Genomic DNA, 16,960 nt, shown 5'->3' with positions numbered 1-16,960 from the left:
CGCGGGCTGGTGGTTCGGTCGGTGGTGCGCTGGCGCGGCGGGAGTCACCCGGACCGGCCCGGGGTACGCAGCCAGATGGCGGTGTCCGGGGGTAGCCGGTCGTCGTCGAGCGGGCCGCTGGCCAGCAGCTTGTGGGTGTGCGGTGGCAGTGGCACGGCACCGCCGGACAGGTTGACCAGGCAGGTGAAGCCGGGCTCCCGGCGGAAGGCCAGCACCCCGTCGGGTGCCGGCAACCAGGTGTGCGTCCCGTCACCGAGCGCCGCCTCGGTACGCCGCAACGCGATCGCCCTCCGGTACAGCTCCAGCATCGAATGCGGGTCACCGGTCTGCGTCCGGGCCGTGCGGTCCTTCCACTCGGCGGGTTGGGGCAGCCACGGCACGCGGCTCGCGTCGTCGGGGCTGAAGCCGAAGGGCGAAGCGTCCCCCGACCACGGCAGCGGCACCCGGCACCCGTCGCGGCCCGGGTCGGTGCCACCGGAGCGGACGAACATCGGGTCCTGCCGGAGTGCGGGTGGGATGTCCTCGACCTCCCACAGCCCCAGTTCCTCACCCTGGTAGACGTAGGCGGCGCCGGGCAGCGAGAGCGACAGCAGCGCTGCGGCGCGGGCACGACGGGTACCCAGTTCCAGGTCGGTGGGGATTCCCTCGCGCTTGGCCGCGAAGCTGAACCTGGTGTCCGCCCGTCCGTAGCGGGTCACCTGCCGGGTGACGTCGTGGTTGGCAAGCACCCAGGTGGCGGGGGCACCGACCGGCGCGTGTGCGTTCAGCGTGCCGTCGATGCTCTCGCGTAGTGCGGTGGCGTCCCAGGCGCAGCCGAGGAAGTCGAAGTTGAACGCGGCATGCAGCTCGTCCGGGCGCAGGTAGCGGGCGAACCGCTGGCGGTCCGGCAGCCACACCTCACCGATCAGGGCCCGGTCCCCCGGATACGCGTCGGCGATCCGCCGCCAGTCCCGGTATATCTCGTGCACCCCGTCGACGTCGTGGAAGGGGTGCGGCCGATCTGCCACGATCTCGGGCAGCGTCGAGTCCTTGACCAGCAGCCCGGCCGAGTCGATCCGGATGCCGTCCACGCCCCGGTCGAACCAGAACCGCAGGATGTCCTCGAACTCGGCGCGCACCCGCGGATGGTCCCAGTTGAGGTCCGGCTGTTCGGGGGCGAAGAGGTGCAGGTACCAGTCACCGGGCGTGCCGTCCGGGTCGGTGGTCCGGGTCCAGGTCGGCCCGCCGAACTCGCCCACCCAGTCGGTCGGTCGCTGGTCGCCGTTCGGGCCGCGCCCCGGCCGGAACCAGAACAACTCCCGCTCCGGTGCTCCCGGGCCGCCGGCCAACGCCGCCTGGAACCAGGGGTGTGCGGCGGAGCAGTGGTTCGGCACCACGTCGACGATGGTCCGGATGCCGAGCGCGTGCGCCTCCGCGATCAGCGCCTCCGCCTCGGCCAGGCTGCCGAAGACGGGGTCGATGTCGCGATGGTCGGCGACGTCGTAGCCGGCGTCGGCCATCGGGGAGGGGTACCAGGGGCTGAACCAGATGGCGTCGACGCCGAGCGCCGACAGGTGGTTCAGCCGTGATCGGATGCCGGCGATGTCGCCGACGCCGTCGCCGTTTCCGTCGGCGAAGCTGCGCGGGTACACCTGGTAGATCACCGCTCCCCGCCACCACGGACCACTGGCTGCTGCGGACACGCGCACCTGCTTTCTGAGCTCGGCGGTCATCCCTTGAGACCGCCCGTGGTGAGGCCGGACATGATGTTTCGCTGAAACACCAGGAAGATGACGACGGTCGGTATCGCGGCGATCACCGACGCGGCGATCACCACGTTCATCGGCGTACCGCCGGCAAAGGCGTAGATCCCCACGCTTACCGTGCGGGTCTCGGGAGACGGCATGACCAGCTTCGGCCAGAGGAAGTCCTTCCAGACCGCGGTCACCGCGAAGATCGAGACAACGCCGAGGATGGGCCGAGACATCGGCAGCACGATCGACCAGAGCGTGCGCAGTGGGGTCGCCCCGTCCATCAGGGCGGCCGCCATCAGATCCTCCGGAATCGAGTCGAAGAACCGCTTCAGCAGGAAGATGTTGAACGCGTTGGCGACCAGGGGAAGCCAGATCGCGAACGGCGAGTCGAGCAGGTTGATGTGCAGGATCGGCAGGTCGATCACGGTCACGTACTGCGGGACGATGAGGACCATCGCCGGGATCATCAGCGTGGCCAGCATCATGCCGAGGATCACGTTGCCGAGGACCGGGCGCAGCTTCGACAGGGCGTACGCCGCGGCGGTGTCGAAGACCAGTTGGAACAGCACCGCACCGGTCGCGTAGTAGAAGGTGTTGAACAGCAGCTTGGCCAGCGCCAGGTTGTGCCAGGCGTCGGCGTAGTTCTGCCACTGTGGATCCTGCGGGAACAGCGACGGTGGGGTCTGGGCGATCTCCTGGCCGGACTTGAGGGCTCCGGTGACCATCCAGTAGAGCGGCCCGAGGAAGACGAGCGTGAACCCGACGACCACGACGGCGAGCAGCATCCAGTAGGCGGCCCGTCCGCGACCGCGCCGAAGCTGGGCCCGTGAGATGAGGGTCCGGGTCCCGGTGTCCGATGCCATGGGTGGTCTCCTCCTAGTCCTGTCTCGCGGTGAGCCGCAGGTAGACGGCGGAGAACCCGGCCAGCACCACCAGCATGATCACTCCGAGTGCCGCCGCGCCGTTGAGATCGTTCTGGAAGAACCCGTGTTGGTAGATGAGGTATGCGACCGAGGTCGCTGAGTCCTCCGCGCCCGCGCCGTTGGCGAGGATCAGCGGCTCGATGAAGAGCTGCATGGTGGCGACGATCTGGAGCATCGCCAGCAGCGCGAGAATCAGCCGGGTCTGCGGAATGGTGACGTGCATGATCCGCCGCCAGATCCCGGCCCCGTCCAGCTCGGCCGCCTCGTACAGCTCGCCCGGGATGTTCTGCAACGCGGCCAGGTAGATCAGCACAGCGCTGCCCATGTTCATCCAGGTCGACGCGATCACCATCGCCGGCATCGTCATCTCCGGCGACTGCATCCACTGCGACGTGGGCAGGCCGAAACCCTTGAGGATCGCGTTGAACAGCCCCGCGTCGCTGGGGTCGTACGCGTAGAACTTGAACAGGAACAGCGCCGAGGCGGGCGGCAGCATCACCGGCAGGTAGACCAGGATCCGGAGGTACCCACGGGCATGGCGGAACTCGTTGAGCAGGATCGCCACGAAGAACGGCACCGCGTACCCGAGGACGAGCGCGAGGCCGGTGAAGTAGAAGGTGTTCTGCCAGGCGGTCCAGAAGCTGGGGTCGTCGAGGATCCGGAGGTAGTTGTCCCAGCCGACCCAGGTGGTTTCGCCGCGCCGGGTGCGCTGGAAGCTCATCACGACGCCGCGCACCATCGGGTACCAGGAGAAGACCGCGAAGCAGAGCACCGCACCGATCAGGAACGCGTGCCCGGTGAGCTGGTCGCGTACCGTGCGGCCGAGGCTGGTCCGCCTTGCCCGGGCCGGAGGCGGTGTTCCGGGGCGATCCGCTGCTCTGACCGCCCCGGGGGCGGTGGTGATCGTCAAGACGACTCCCGTGGGTGGATGACCGGACGACGGGTGCGATCCGGGGCGGGGGCCGGAGGCCCCCGCCCCGGTACTCAGCTCTCGGCGGCGAGGAGCTTGTTGACCTTCTCCTCGGCGGTCCTGAGCAACGTGTCGATGTTGGCGTTCGGGTTGGTCAGCACGCCGGACATCACCGCGTCCAGCACCGCGTAGATCGCCTGCGCGTTGCGCGGTTCACCCTTGATCGGGACCGGGTTGGCCTCGAAGTTCGCGAAGTTCGCGGTGTCCACGTTCGCGTTGGCCTTGCGCAGCTCCAGCTCCTGCTGCTGCGCCTGGCTGCCGTTGGTGAACAGCAGCGGCTGCGGCAGACCGACCGGGTAGTTCTGTGGCTTGGCCCGGACGTAGTCGAGTTGACCCTTGCCGGGCGTGAGCTTCTGGTACGCGATCCACTTGAGACCGGCGCGGACTTGCTCCGGGGTGAGGTCCTTCTTGAAGAAGTAGCCCTCGCCGCCACCGAGCGTGCTCTTGGCCGGGCCGTCCTGGCCGGGCAGCGGCCCCATCGCCCAGTCCTCGAACCTGCCCTGGAACTGGCTGACGATCGCCTGGGTGGCGTCCGGCGCGCCGATGAACATGCCGACCTTGCCGGCGCCCGCGTTGGTCAGCAGGTCGCCCCACTGGAGCAGCTGACGGTCGCCCATGCTGTCATCGCCGTAGCGCATGTCCTTGAGGTTCTGGAGAACCTGCCGGCCCAGGGCGTTGTTGAAGTCGGCCCTGCTGCCGTCGGCGGTCAGCACCTGGCCGCCCTGCGAGTAGAGCAGGGCGGTGAAGTGCCAGCCGCCGGTGTTGCCGGCGCTGTATTCGGCGTAGCCGGCGATGCCGTCGCCGAGCGCGGAGATCTTCTTGGCGGCGTCTCGGACCTCGGCCCAGGTCTTCGGCGGGTTGTTCACGTCGAGACCGGCCCGTTGGAACAGCACCTTGTTGTAGACCAGGCCCATGGAGTAGTTCTTCACCGGTACGGCGTAGAGCTTCCCGTCGTCGGTGAAGACCTCCTTCAGCGCCGGGTCGACGCTGTCCCAGGTGGGGATGGTGTCCGTGGTGGCGTACTCGGTGATGTCCATCGCCTGGCCGGAGTCGAGCACCTGCTGCAGGTCGGTCATGTACCCGTAGAACACGTCGGTCACGGTGCCGCCGGCCAGCCGGGCGGTGAAGTCCGGCGGGTTGTTGCACTGCTCGCCGACGCTCACGCTCTTGACCACGATGTCGGGGTTCTGCCGCTGGAACTCGGCGACGTCGGCGTTCCAGTTCTGCAGCAGTTCTTTCTGGGCGCCGACCGGCTGGCAGTCGACGGTGATGGTGACCTTGCCGCTCGCGTCGCCGCTGGTGTCGCCGCTCTTGGTGGAGCAGGCCGCGAGGCCGAGCCCCAGACCGGCCACGAGCGTCAACGCAGCTGCCTTCCGGTACTGCGGTACGGACATCTGTCCATCCCTTCGGGAACGGGTGTCTAGGTGAAGTCGGTGATCGGCGGTTGGTGTCCCACGCCGCGAGACCTGCTGGTGATCGGTGTCCGCGCTGCGCCTCTGACCCTCCGTTACCTACCGGCGGCCAGGTGTGAGTGGAGTCACTGTAGCGTCGGCGACTCGATGCAGCAAGGTTTGAATTAACTCTTGAAATTAAGTGACTGTCTTCTGCCAGAGGGCGACCGCGATGGCAGATGTCGTGGGACCGAGACGACGTCACGCAGGGCGCGGCAACGACGGAAAAGGCCGCCGACCGCGGATAGCGGTCGGCGGCCGAGAGCGTCGGGTTCAGCGGGGGCGGAGCGGAGCGGCCCGCGGCTCCACAACGGCGGGGCGGTGCCGGATCGGTGCCGGTGGAGTCAGCGGCGTGGCGTGGGCGCCGTCGAGCCGCGCACCACAAGTTCGGGCTCGAAGAGCAACTCGTCGGTGAGCACACCGCCGCCCTCGATCTGAGTGACCAGCAGGTCCACGGCCGCCTGCCCCATCGTCTCGATCGGCTGCCGGACGGTGGTCAGCGGCGGATCGGTGCAGGTCATGAACGCCGAGTCGTCGTAGCCGACCACCGAGACGTCGTCGGGCACCGAACGGCCGAGCCGGCGCACCGCGCGGATGGCGCCCAAGGCCAACACGTCACTGGCACAGATGATCCCGCTGACTCCCCGATCGACCAGTTTGGTCGCCGCGACCCGGGCCCCTTCCATCGAAAAGCTGGAACGCTCGACCCACTCGGTCCCCGCGTCCCAGCCGGCGACCCGGCCCATCGCCGTCAGTTTCCGCCGCGACGGCACGTGGTCCTCGGGCCCCAGCACCAGGCCGATCCGTTCGTGCCCCAGCGAGCGCAGGTGGCCGTACGCCTGCTCGACCGCCACCGCGTCATCGGTGGACACCCGGGGGAAGCCGAGTTCGTCCACACCCGCGTTGACCAGCACCACCGGCAGCCCTCGGTCGGTCAGCCGTCGGTAGTGCTCGTGCGACGCGTCGGCCAGCGCGTACGACCCGCCAGCGAAGATCACGCCGGAAACCTGGTGGTCCAGCAGCATCTCGACGTACGCCGCCTCGGAAACGCCGCCGATGGTGCGGGCGCACAGGGCCGGGGTGAAACCGCGCTGCGCCAACGAGCCGGTGACCACCTCGGCCAGCGCCGGGAAGATCGGATTCTGCAACTCGGGCAACACCAGCCCGACCAGTCGGGCACGTTCACCGCGCAGCTTGCTCGGTCGCTCGTAACCGAGCACGTCCAGGGCGGTCAGCACCGCCGTCCGGGTCGCTTCGGCCACGCCATCGCGGCCGTTGAGCACCCGGCTCACGGTGGCTTCGCTGACGCCTGCCTTGCGGGCGACCTCGGTCAGTCGTTTCGTCACGGCCGCAATAGTACGCCGGCTAACTGCAAGAAAAGAACAGTCACCTGTCGCAGGATGACGGATGCTATCCGGTCACTGTCCGAGATTGCGCAACGCGTCGGAGATCGCCCGGTGGAAGGTCGGGTACGCGTAGATCATGTGCCGGAGCTGGCTCAGCGGGACTGCCGCGTGCACCGCCACCACCAGACCGGAGAGCACCTCGCCACCCGCGGGGCCGGCCGAGGTCGCCCCGATCAACACCCCCTGGTCGGCGTCCGCGACGAGCTTGATGAAGCCGTCCTGGTCGGTCTCGTGGATCCAGCCCCGGGCCGACGACGCCAGCCGGGTGAAGCCGACCTGCACGTTGATGCCGCGGTCGCGGGCCTGCTGCTCGGTGAGACCGACCGCGCCGATCTCCGGATCGGTGAAGGTGACCCGGGGCAACGCCCGGTAGTCGGCGCGGGGCACCGAACCCGCCGAACCGCTCGATCCGGTGGCGGCCAGCGAACTGGCCACGCCGACCGCGCCGCCGACCACGCTGGCCGTACCGCTCGGGTCCGCGCCACCCCGCGACCGTCGCGCGTGGTCGAGCACGTCGGCGACCACGATGGACGCCTGGTACATGGCGACGTGGGTGAAGGCACCCTCGCCGGTGACGTCGCCGACCGCCCAGACTCCCTCGGTGACGTGCAGCCGGTCGTCCACCGGCAGGTACCGCCCGCCCGGGTCGACGCCGACCGAGTCCAGCCCCAACTCGTCGAGGTGGGCGCGGCGGCCGGTCACCACCAGCAGCCGCTCGGCGGTGAACTCCTCGCCCCCGGTGCCGCGCAGGGTGAACCCGCCGAGGCCGTGCTCGACCCGGGCGGCCTTGACCCCGGTGTGGATCTCCACCCCGTCGGCCCGCAACGCGGCGGCCGCCGCCTCGGACGACTCCGGCTCCTCGACGGCCAGTACCCGGTCGAGCGCCTCGACCACCGTGACCCGTACGCCGAAGCGGGCGAAGACCTGCGCCAGTTCGAGGCCGATCGCGCCGCCGCCCAGCACCAGCAGCGAGCCGGGCAGTTCCTCGACCTCGACGGCCTCGCGGTTGGTCCAGTACGGGGTGTCCGCCAGCCCGTCCACCGGCGGCACCGACGGGCGGGTGCCGGTACCCAGCACGATGCCGTGGCGAGCCTGGAAGACCTGGTCACCGACCCGCACCCGACCCGGCCCGTCGAGTCGGCCGCTGCCGCGTACGAAGCGCCCGCCCTTGTCGGTGAAGCGCTGCACCGCCACCCGGTCGTCCCAGTTGTCGGTGGCCTCCGTCCGGATCCGTTTCGCCACCGGCGCCCAGTCCGGGGTGACCTGTGCGGTGCCGCCGAGGCCGTCGACCCGGCGGGCCTCGGCGATCGCGTTCGCTGCCCGGATCATCATCTTGCTCGGCACGCACCCCCAGTAGGGACACTCCCCGCCGACCAGGTCGCGTTCCACGCCGACCACGGTGAGCCCGGCCTCCGCCAGCCGACCGGCCACCTCCTCCCCGCCGACTCCGAGTCCGAGCACCACCACGTCGACCAGTTCCGACTCCGCCATGCCGCCAGCATCGCGCACCGGGCAGCCCTCGGCCACCCGGCCACGCCAACGTCGGCGGACCGGGAGCGGGACCGACTCGATCCGCGCCCCACCGGTACGACGCCGGGCCACATGGGTAGGGCCAAGGACAGCAGAAACCGACGACGAAGGGTACGGGTGATGGAAGAGGCGCTGGTCAGCAGCCGCGAACGACGGGTGACGGTGCCGGAGCCGCCGACCGGCCGCGCCAAACTCGGCTACATCGGCCCCGGCGTGCTCTGGGCGCTGGCCGCCCTGGCCACCGGAGAACTGCTGTTCACGCCCCGGGTCGGCGCCCAGTACGGGTACGCCCTGCTGTGGGCGCTGGTCGCGGCCCTGCTGCTCAAGCTCTTCGTGACCCGGGAGATCGGGCGCTACAGCGTCGTGACCGGCCGACGGCTGCTCAGCGGGATGGCGGAGCTGCCCGGTCCCCGTGGCTGGGCGCTGTGGGTCATCCTGGTACCGCAGCTGGTGGTGGGTGTCGCCGCCATCGCCGGCATCGCGAGCGCCGCTGGCAGCGCCTTCACCCTGGCCGTACCCGGTCCGATCCAACTCTGGACGGCGGTGGTCATCGCGGCGGCGGCTGGTCTGGTGCTGTTCGGTCACTACACCGGGGTGGAGTGGGTGTCCCGGGTCATCGGGCTGCTGCTGGCGGTCGGGGTGGTCCTGGCCGCCGTCCTCGTCGGCCCCGACCTCGGCGAGGCCGCATCGGGTGTGGTGCCCAGCGTGCCCGAGGATCTCGTGGTCGCCGACATCCTGCCCTGGCTGGGATTTCTGTCGAACGGTGCCGCCGGGCTGATGTGGTACTCGTACTGGGTCGCGGCGAAGGGTGTGGGTGTCGGCGCGCTGGAGGAGCCGACCCGGCTCGACCCGCGCGGCCTGGACGACGGTCAGGTGGCCCGGGTACGTCAGTGGCTGCGGACCATGACGCTCGACTCGACGTTCGCCGTCGTGGGCGTCGGGATCATCACGGTGGCCTTCCTGGTGCTCGGTGCGGAACTGCTGCGTCCGGAGGGCATCGTGCCCGCGGAGTCCGACGTCGCCCGCGACCTGACCACGCTGTTCAGTGAGGTTTTCGGAAGTGTCGGGTTCTGGTTGATGGTGGTGGGCCTCATCTCGGCCTTCTGGACCGCCACGCTGACCAACATCGACGGCTGGAAGCGGCTGTACACCGACGGCATCCGCAAGGCCCTGCCGGACCACCTCACGCAGCGGCCGTGGGCCCGACCGCTGGTCATCGGCCGGGTCGCCGTCGTCGGCTGGCTCGCGGTGCTGCCGTTCACGGTGTTCGTGATCTTCGGCGATCCGGTGGCGCTGCTCACCGTGGCGGGGTCGATCGAGGCCCTGCACATTCCGCTCGTCGCGGCGCTCGTGCTCTGGCTCAACCGGCGCACGCTGCCGGCCGCGCTGCGCGCCGGTCGGGTGGCCACCGGCCTCGTGGTGATCGCGATCGTGTTCTTCGCCGGTTTCGCGCTGTACTACCTGTGGCAGCAGGTGCTCGGCTAACGCAGCCAGACCGGGGTGTCGCCGGGCGGCTCCAGCGGCGGCGGGTAGTCGAGGGTGCGGCGCAACGCTTCGGGCAGTCGCCACGGCTGGTGCACCGCCCCACCGGCCACCGACGCCAGTTCGGGCACCCACCGCCGCACGTACGCCCCGTCGGGGTCGTACCGCTCGGCCTGCCGGACCGGGTTGAATCCCCGGTACGGCCGGGTGTCGTTGCCGGTGCCGGCGACCCACTGCCAGTTGCCCGAGTTGTCGGCGATGTCACCGTCGAGCAGCCACCGGAAGTAGACCGCCAGCCCGTCCCGCCAGTCCAACCCGAGCGTCTTGGTCAGGTAGCCGGCGGTGATGAGGCGGGCGCGGTTGTGCAGCCACCCCTGCGCCCGTAGCTGACGCATGCCGGCGTCCACGACCGGCAGCCCGGTGCGTCCCTCGGCCCAGGCGGTGAGGGCCTGCTCGTCGTAGCGCCAGTGCTCGGTCGCCCGCCGCCGGTACGCCTTGCGGGGCAGGTCGGGGAAGGCCGCGGTCACCTGGTGGTAGAAGTCCCGCCAGCAGAGTTGCCGGACGAACGGTGACTCCCGGTCGTCGATCGCGTTGGCCACGGTCAACGGTGACAGGCAGCCGAAGCGCAGGTACGGACTGAGCCGGGAGGTGGCGTCGCCGGCCATGTCGTCGTGGCGGTCGCCGTAGCGCGCGACGTCGGGCCGCCACCGCGCCAACCGACGTCGCGCCTCGTCCTCCCCGCCGGCGACCGCGTCCGGCGACTCTCCCGGCGGCAGCGCCGGGAGGCGCCCGACCGGCACGCCGGCCGGCAACGTCACGGTGGTCGGCGCCGACAGTTCCGCCCGCCACCGCCGAGCGCTCCACGCCCGGTGGTACGGACTGAACACCCGGTAGTGGTCACCGCTGGCCGGGGTCAGCTCTCCCGGCTCGACCACCGTCAGGCCGGGAAAGAACCTCAGACGCAGCCGGTGCCGGTCGCACTCGACGCCCAGGCGTCGCGCCCGGCGGGCCGCGTACCGGGAGACGTCCGCGGAGAGCGCGACGCCCTCGGCACCCACCTCGCCGGCCAGCCGGATCGTCTCGGCCACCGGATCACCGTGGCGCAGCACCAGGTCACCGCCGAGCCCGCGCAGCGCCTCGCGGAGCGCGGCGAGGCTCTGGTGCAGGAAGCGGGTGCGGTTCGGCGACAGTTCGGCGAGCGCGGGGTCCAGCACGTACAGCGGGACCACGCGGTCGAAGGCGGCGCAGCTGGTCGCCAGGGCCGGGTGGTCGTGCACCCGCAGGTCGCGGGTGAACAGCACGACGGCGGTACGGTCGCTCACCGCGGCGGCGGACCGGGCACGGCGACCGGGCTGCCGGCCGGTGAGAGCAGGGCGCGGGTGGCCACGCCCAGCCGACGCCGCTGCGGGACCGTGGCGCGGCGGGCGAACACGTCGTAGTCCTGGGCGGCCACCTCGTCGAGGATGCCGCCGTAGAGCAGGTAGGCGGTACGGATGCAGGCCTGCGAGGCGCCGTCGAGCAGGACCACGCCCGGCGCGGCGGCGAGGTAGTGCGCCTGGGCGCGGGTCACCTCGTACCGGATGAGTTCGCGGACCGGCTCGCTGGCCCGCCCGGCGGCGGCGCAGGCGGCCAGGTCGTCCCGCGTCACGCCGAAGGCGGCCAGGTCCTCGTCGGGCAGGTAGGTCCGCCCCCGGGCCAGGTCCTCGCCGACGTCCCGGATGAAGTTGGTCAGCTGGAAGGCGAAGCCGAGCTGGCGGGCGGGCTCGCGGGCCGCCACCGGATCGGAGCTGCCCAGGATGGGCAGCATCATCGTGCCGATGACCGCGGCCGAACCCTCCATGTAGTCCAGCAGGTGCTCGTAGGTGCGGTACGAGGTGACGGTCAGGTCCATCGCCATGCTCTTGAGGAACGCGGCGAAGTCCTCCCGATCGAGGTCGAACACGGCGATGGTGTGCAGCACCGCCGGGAGCAGCGGGTCGCTCACCGGCGCGCCGTGCAGCCCGGCGACGAACCGTCCACCCCAGTCGTCCAGCCGGGCCGCACGCTCGGCCGGTGGCAGGGCGTCGGTCTGGTCGACGATCTCGTCGGCGTAGCGAGTGAACCCATATAAAGCGTGCACATGCCGCCGTTTCCATGCGGGCAGCAGCCGGGTGGCGAGATAGTAGGTGCGGCCGTGCCGTCTGTGCAGCTCACGGCATCTGTCGTAGGCAGCGGCGAGATCCAGGTCCACCGGGCCCTCCTCTGATTCGACGCACCAATCGACGCAACTTGAGACCCTAGGGTACGCTCAGCGGCATGGCCAGCGACGGACCAACCGGTAACCTCCTTCGCGTGGCCCCTGAGCAGCCGGTCGGTGGAGACGACCCGATCGCTGCGGTGTTGGCCGCCTACACGCGCGACATCGTCATCGCCGTCGACAACACGCTCGCCGAGTTCCTGACCGCCGAGGTGGACGCGCTCACCGCGATCGACCCGGCGATGGGCGGCTTCGCCGCCACCGCCCGCGACTGCGTCCTCTCCGGCGGAAAACGGGTCCGGCCCACGTTCGCCTACTGGGGGTGGCGTGGCGCGGTCGGCGGCGACGTGCCGGTGACCCCGGTGCTGCCCGCACTGGCCACCTTGGAGTTGCTGCACACCTTCGCGCTGGTGCACGACGACGTGATGGACGCCTCCGCCACCCGACGCGGTCGACCCACCGCGCACGTGGCGGTCGCCACCCAGCACGCCGCGGCGGGCCGCAACGGTGACTCCGGGCGCTTCGGCGAGGCGGTCGCCGTACTCATCGGTGACCTCTGCATGGTCTGGGCCGACCAGTTGCTCGCCCTGGCCGAGCTGCCGGCGGACCGGCTGCTCCAGCTACGACGCGGCTACGACCGGATGCGGGTGGAGACGGTCGCCGGGCAGTACCTCGACGTCCTCGGCGAGACCGACCCGCAGAGCTGGTCGGTGGACCGGGCGCTCCGGGTGGCCCGGTACAAGACCGCCAGCTACACCGTGCAGCGGCCGCTGCTCTTCGGCGCCAGCCTGGCCGGCGTCGACGGGAACAGCGAGCTGGCCGCGGCGTACACCCGCTACGGCCTCGCCGTGGGCGAGGCCTTTCAGCTCTGCGACGACCTCCTCGGCGTCTTTGGTGACCCGACCACCACCGGCAAGCCGGCCGGCGACGACCTGCGTACCGGCAAACCGACGGCGCTGTTGGTCCTGGCCCGGGAACTGGCCACGCCGACACAGCTACGGGCACTGGACGGCGCCGGCCGACGCGCCGACGGGCCCGAGATCGCCCGGCTCGCCGAGGTGGTGGTCGACACCGGCGCCGTGCGACGGATCGAGCGGATGATCGACGAGCGGGTCGAGGACGCCCTGGCCGCGCTCGACGCGGTCCCCGTCGACGAGACCGCCCGTACCGCACTTGTCGGCCTCGCGACCGCCGCCACCCATCGGCGGGCATGATGGGCTCCGTGCACAGAGAGGTGGTCGCCGGTGCGGACCGTTGACGGGCGTACTGATCGGGTGGTGGTTGTCGGGGCCGGGCTCGGCGGGTTGGCCTGCGCGCTGCATCTGGCGGGCAGCGGACGCCAGGTGACAGTGCTCGAACGCGAGCCGGTGCCGGGGGGACGGGCCGGTCGGCTCAGCGTCGACGGCTACGAGTTCGACACCGGCCCCACGGTGCTCACCATGCCCGACCTCATCGCCGAGGCGCTGGCCGCGGTCGGTGAGGAGCTGACCGACTGGCTCGACCTGGTGCCGCTGGACCCGGCCTACCGTGCCTACTATCCGGACGGTTCCACGCTCGACGTGCTCACCGACACCACCGCGATGGCGGCGGAGATCTCCCGGGTCTGTGGACCCCGGGAAGCCGACGGCTACCTGCGGTTCGTCGACTTCGCCCGGAACCTGTGGCGACTGGAACGGGCCGACTTCATCGAACGCAATCTCGACGCGCCGACCGACCTGCTCACCGGCAACCTGCTCAAGCTCGTCGCCACCGGCGCCTTCCGGCGGCTGCAAACGAAGATCAACCAGTTCTTCCGGGATCCGCGTACCCGACGGATCTTCTCCTTCCAGGCGATGTACGCCGGTCTCGCTCCGCACGACGCACTCGCCATCTACGCGGTCATCGCGTACCTCGACTCGGTGGCCGGGGTCTTCTTCCCGCGCGGCGGCATCCACGCGGTCTCCCGGGGCCTGGCCGGCGCCGCCGAGAAGCACGGCGTGCGCATCCGGTACGGCACCACGGTGACCCGGGTGGAGACCGCGAACGGCCGGGCCACCGGGGTGGTGACCGCCGACGGGGAGTTCGTCCCCGCCGACGCCGTGGTGCTCAACCCCGACCTACCGGTGGCCTACCGCGACCTGCTGCCGCCGGCCCGGCAGCGCCGGCTCACCTACTCGCCCTCGTGCGTCGTGCTGCACGTGGGTTCGACCCAGGGCTACCGACGGATCGCCCACCACAACATCCACTTCGGGCGGGCCTGGCAGGGCACCTTCGACGAGGTCATCCGACGCGGCCACCTGATGTCCGACCCGTCCCTGCTGGTCACCAACCCGAGCCGGACGGACCCGGCGGTGGCACCCGCCGGCCGGCACACCTACTACGTGCTGGCTCCGGTGCCGAACCTCGACCGGGCGCCCTTCGATTGGCGCGGCGACCTCACCGCCCGCTACACCGATCAGCTCATCGCCACCCTGGAGGAGCGCGGATACGTCGACTTCGGGGCGGGTGTCGAGGTGTTGCGGGCGATCACCCCGGCGGAGTGGGCCGAGCAGGGCATGGCCGCCGGTACGCCGTTCGCCTCCGCGCACACCCTGTTCCAGACCGGCCCGTTCCGACCGTCGAACCTGCACCGCTCGCTGTCCAACGTGGTGTTCGTCGGCTCGGGTACCCAGCCCGGTGTCGGCGTACCCATGGTGCTGATCTCCGGCAAGCTCGCCGCCGCCCGGATCACCGGAGAGCCCCGGTGAGCACGCGGAGCGAGGCGGTGTCGGACTCCGAGTTGACCGACGGAGGGTGGCGCTGATGCCGCAGTCCCGGGAAAGCCACCTCGTCGAACTGGTCGACCACACCGGTCAGCCCGTCGGGGAGACCACGGTGGCCGTCGCCCACCAGCCGCCCGGTCAGCTGCACCGGGCGTTCTCCGTGATGCTCGTGGCACCGGACGGCCGGCTGCTGCTCCAGCGGCGCGCCGCGACGAAGACCCGCTTCCCGTTGCGCTGGGCGAACTCCTGCTGCGGTCATCCGCAGCCGGGGGAGGCGCTGGCCGAGGCCGCCAACCGCAGACTGTTGGAGGAACTGGGCGCCGGGCCGGTGCCGCTGCGCGAGATCGGCGTCTACGTCTACCGGGCGGAGGATCCGGCCACCGGGCGGGTCGAGGTCGAGTACGACCACGTGCTGCGCGGCGAGTTCCACCCCGACGGGCCGTTACGCACGGAGCCGGCCGAGGTTTCGGAGCTGCGCTGGGTGGAGCCGACCGAGCTCGCCGCCGCGCTGCACCGTGACCCCGACGCCTACGCGCCGTGGCTGGGAGGCGTGCTGGATCGGCTGCGGCAGCCCGCACAACCGCCCGGGCAGCCGGCCGACGACGCGCCGGAGCGGTCAGGTGGCCGATGAGGCGCTGAGCGCGGGCGTGGTCGCCCAACGTTTGGGGGTCGCGGTGACCACACTGCGTACCTGGCACCAGCGGTACGGCCTCGGACCCAGCCAGCACATCCCCGGCCACCACCGGCGTTACACCCCGGCCGACCTGGCCCGCCTCGAGGTGATGCGGCGACTCACCGCCGAAGGAGTCAGCCCCGCCGAGGCGGCCCGGTGGGCCCGTCAGGCGCCGGACACCCTCGCGGCTGTCGGTGCCTCCCGTGCCGTGCTCAGACGACGCGACGGCGGCGGTTCGACCATTCCGGTCGGCCGGGCCGGGCCAGCGGTTCGGGGGTTGGCCCGCGCCGCGATGCGGCTGGACGCCGCGGCCATCGGTGAAACGATCTCCCGCGCGATCGCCGCCGACGGCGTGGTCACGACCTGGGACCGGCTGCTGCGCCCCCTGCTCGTCGGTCTCGGCGAGCGGCACGCCGCCACCGGCGACGTGATCGACGTCGAGCACCTGGTGTCCCGCTGTGTCTCGGCGGCGTTGGGTGCGGTGGCGTCCGCCAGCCCCGCGTCCGGGCCACCGCGCGTCCTGCTCGCCTGCGCCGACGAGGAACAGCACAGCCTGCCACTGGAGGCGCTCGCCGCAGCGTTGGCCGAGGCCGGCGTCGGCTACCGGATGCTCGGTTCCCGGGTACCGGTGACCGCGCTGCTCGCCGCCGTCGGCCGGACCGGTCCGGCCGCCGTGGTGCTCTGGTCACAGACTCGGGCCACCGCCGACCCGGCGCAACTCACCGCCCTGCTGACCGCGCCGGGCCGGCCGCTGCTGGTGCTCGCGGCCGGCCCGGGCTGGCCGGCCCGGAGCCTGCCGGTCGGCGTGGTACGCCCGAGCGACCTGACCGAGGCGGTCGCCCTCACCGTCGCCGTGCACGACTCGCTCGACCGCCCGGCCGCCTCCTGACCGCTCGGCCTTTGGCGGCTCGGCCCGCAACCCAGGGCGCACGCGTCCTGACCCGGCGTCGGCCCACTCGAATCGGGTGAACTAGCGTCGGGGCGTCCGCGTACCCCGAACCCCTCTCGGGAGCGAACGATGCGTCACCGTGCCCTGCTGGCCTGCCTCACCGGCCTGGTCGTCCTGCTCGTCGCCGGTTGCGGCGACGGTGGCGGCACGCCGGCGGCCACCGCCCCGTCCAGCCCGCCACCCTCGGCCGCCCTGCCGCCGGAGCCTGCTCCGTCACCGACCCGCGCCGTGCCGCCCAAGCCGCGGCTACGGCCGCTGCCGGCGAAACTGCCGGCCGGCCTGGTCCGCACCACCGGCACCGCCAAGGTGGCCCTCACCTTCGACGACGGCCCGGATCCGGCCTGGACTCCGAAGGTGCTCGACCGCCTCAAGGCAGCCAAGGTGACCGCCACCTTCTGCGTGGTGGGTACCCAGGTCCGCAAGCATCCGGGCCTGCTGCGGCGGATCGTCCGGGAGGGGCATCAGCTCTGCAACCACAGCTGGAACCACGATCTCGACCTGGCCCGGCGGCCGGTCGCCGAGATCCGCGCCGACCTGGTGCGCACCAACCGGGAGATCAGGCGGGCGGCGCCGAAGGCGAAGGTGCCGTTCTACCGTCAGCCCGGTGGCCGGTGGACCGCCGAGGTGGTGAAGGTCGCCAAGCAGCTCGACATGCGCTCGCTGCACTGGACCGTCGACCCGCAGGACTGGGCCAAGCCGACGGCGGCCACCATCGAGAAGCGGGTGAAGCGCTCGGCCCGCCCGGGAGCCGTGGTCCTGCTGCACGACGGGGGCGGCAACCGGGCGGCCACCCTCGCGGCCTGCGCCAGGGTGATCGCCGGTCTGAAGCGTGAGCACGGCGTCGCCAGGCTCACCTAGACCGACTC

At 71.3% G+C, this 16,960-nt stretch carries 14 protein-coding genes; 6 read left to right on the top strand and 8 right to left on the bottom strand.

Features of this window, described 5'->3' with window-relative positions; genetic code table 11:
• Positions 1 to 44 precede the first annotated feature (44 nt).
• The 6 genes from V5O40_RS04605 to V5O40_RS04580 form a co-directional block, all read right to left on the bottom strand.
• Complete coding sequence (locus V5O40_RS04605; RefSeq protein ID WP_408631826.1) at positions 45 to 1,712, bottom strand: glycoside hydrolase family 13 protein; 1,668 nt, start codon at positions 1,710 to 1,712, stop codon at positions 45 to 47.
• Complete coding sequence (locus tag V5O40_RS04600) at positions 1,709 to 2,596, bottom strand: carbohydrate ABC transporter permease (RefSeq protein ID WP_332904286.1); 888 nt, start codon at positions 2,594 to 2,596, stop codon at positions 1,709 to 1,711. Before V5O40_RS04600 ends, V5O40_RS04605 begins: the two co-directional genes overlap by 4 nt.
• Before the next feature lie 13 nt (positions 2,597 to 2,609).
• On the bottom strand, positions 2,610 to 3,566 hold the full coding sequence (locus V5O40_RS04595; protein WP_332904285.1) for a carbohydrate ABC transporter permease: 957 nt from the start codon (positions 3,564 to 3,566) through the stop codon (positions 2,610 to 2,612).
• Positions 3,567 to 3,640: 74 nt separating this feature from the next.
• Positions 3,641 to 5,020, bottom strand: a complete 1,380-nt coding sequence (locus V5O40_RS04590) for an ABC transporter substrate-binding protein (protein WP_332904284.1) — start codon at positions 5,018 to 5,020, stop codon at positions 3,641 to 3,643.
• Positions 5,021 to 5,421: 401 nt separating this feature from the next.
• Positions 5,422 to 6,423: a LacI family DNA-binding transcriptional regulator gene (locus V5O40_RS04585; protein ID WP_332904283.1), complete on the bottom strand. Its 1,002-nt coding sequence runs from the start codon at positions 6,421 to 6,423 to the stop codon at positions 5,422 to 5,424.
• A gap of 72 nt (positions 6,424 to 6,495) precedes the next feature.
• The gene (locus V5O40_RS04580) at positions 6,496 to 7,974 is read right to left on the bottom strand and encodes a dihydrolipoyl dehydrogenase family protein (RefSeq protein WP_332904282.1); all 1,479 of its coding nucleotides are present in this window, start codon (positions 7,972 to 7,974) and stop codon (positions 6,496 to 6,498) included.
• A 159-nt stretch (positions 7,975 to 8,133) separates the two neighbouring features.
• Here V5O40_RS04580 and V5O40_RS04575 point away from each other — a divergent pair, with 159 nt between their 5' ends.
• Entirely contained in the window at positions 8,134 to 9,498 is a 1,365-nt protein-coding gene (locus V5O40_RS04575; RefSeq protein ID WP_332904281.1) for an Nramp family divalent metal transporter, read from the top strand.
• Here the strand turns inward: V5O40_RS04575 and V5O40_RS04570 are convergent.
• Both V5O40_RS04570 and V5O40_RS04565 read right to left on the bottom strand, forming a co-directional pair.
• The gene (locus tag V5O40_RS04570; protein ID WP_332904280.1) at positions 9,495 to 10,817 is read right to left on the bottom strand and encodes a cryptochrome/photolyase family protein; all 1,323 of its coding nucleotides are present in this window, start codon (positions 10,815 to 10,817) and stop codon (positions 9,495 to 9,497) included. The genes V5O40_RS04575 and V5O40_RS04570 overlap by 4 nt on opposite strands.
• Positions 10,814 to 11,725, bottom strand: coding sequence for a phytoene/squalene synthase family protein (locus tag V5O40_RS04565; protein WP_332904279.1), 912 nt, complete (start codon positions 11,723 to 11,725; stop codon positions 10,814 to 10,816). Before V5O40_RS04565 ends, V5O40_RS04570 begins: the two co-directional genes overlap by 4 nt.
• Positions 11,726 to 11,790: 65 nt before the next feature.
• Between V5O40_RS04565 and V5O40_RS04560 the strand changes: the two genes are divergently transcribed.
• From V5O40_RS04560 to V5O40_RS04540, 5 genes are all read left to right on the top strand, one after another.
• Positions 11,791 to 12,945: a polyprenyl synthetase family protein gene (locus tag V5O40_RS04560; protein ID WP_332904278.1), complete on the top strand. Its 1,155-nt coding sequence runs from the start codon at positions 11,791 to 11,793 to the stop codon at positions 12,943 to 12,945.
• A 30-nt stretch (positions 12,946 to 12,975) separates the two neighbouring features.
• Positions 12,976 to 14,457, top strand: a complete 1,482-nt coding sequence (crtI, locus tag V5O40_RS04555; RefSeq protein WP_332904277.1) for a phytoene desaturase family protein — start codon at positions 12,976 to 12,978, stop codon at positions 14,455 to 14,457.
• A 55-nt stretch (positions 14,458 to 14,512) separates the two neighbouring features.
• Positions 14,513 to 15,103 (top strand): isopentenyl-diphosphate Delta-isomerase, encoded by a 591-nt coding sequence (idi, locus tag V5O40_RS04550; protein WP_332904276.1) that lies wholly within the window; start codon positions 14,513 to 14,515, stop codon positions 15,101 to 15,103.
• Positions 15,093 to 16,034 (top strand): MerR family transcriptional regulator, encoded by a 942-nt coding sequence (locus V5O40_RS04545; protein ID WP_332904275.1) that lies wholly within the window; start codon positions 15,093 to 15,095, stop codon positions 16,032 to 16,034. The genes idi and V5O40_RS04545 overlap by 11 nt, the downstream gene beginning before the upstream one ends.
• Before the next feature lie 129 nt (positions 16,035 to 16,163).
• Positions 16,164 to 16,952 (top strand): polysaccharide deacetylase family protein, encoded by a 789-nt coding sequence (locus V5O40_RS04540; protein ID WP_332904274.1) that lies wholly within the window; start codon positions 16,164 to 16,166, stop codon positions 16,950 to 16,952.
• Positions 16,953 to 16,960: the final 8 nt, after the last annotated feature.

The organism is Micromonospora palythoicola, from assembly GCF_036689795.1.
Classification (GTDB): Bacteria; Actinomycetota; Actinomycetes; order Mycobacteriales; family Micromonosporaceae; genus Micromonospora; species Micromonospora palythoicola.
Note: the sequence above shows the minus strand (reverse complement) of the source record. Positions and strands in the feature narration are given on the sequence as shown.